1 protein-coding gene is annotated in these 329 nt (G+C 62.6%); it reads left to right on the forward strand.

Going from position 1 to position 329, the window contains the following annotated elements:
- Positions 1–151: 151 nt before the first annotated feature.
- On the forward strand, positions 152–329 hold a 178-nt coding region (gene tnpB, locus AB3X96_RS42745), incomplete at its 3' end, for an IS66 family insertion sequence element accessory protein TnpB (RefSeq protein WP_368594440.1).

Below are 329 nucleotides of genomic sequence, written 5' to 3' on the forward strand. Positions count from 1 at the left end.
CACCGGAATTTGTACCGCTCGCTCTTGAGACGCGAAGCACGCGGACATCTGAGATTCGCGTCGAGGTGCGTCGCGCGGACCAATCGATAACGGTTAGCTGGCCAACCTCAGAGGCAGCGCAGTGCGCCGCCTGGCTGCGCGAGTGGCTTGCATGATCCGCATCGATCAGGTGTGGCTGGCAGTTGACCCGCTGGATATGCGGGCCGGCTTCGATACGGCACTGGGTCGGGTGATCACCGTGTTCGGCGCTGCGCATCCGCACCATGCTTACCTGTTTGCCAACCGGCGAGCCAACCGCCTGAAGGTGCTGGTTCACGATGGGATTGGCA

The organism is Paraburkholderia sp. BR13439, from assembly GCF_040948805.1.
Taxonomy (GTDB): Bacteria; Pseudomonadota; Gammaproteobacteria; order Burkholderiales; family Burkholderiaceae; genus Paraburkholderia; species Paraburkholderia youngii.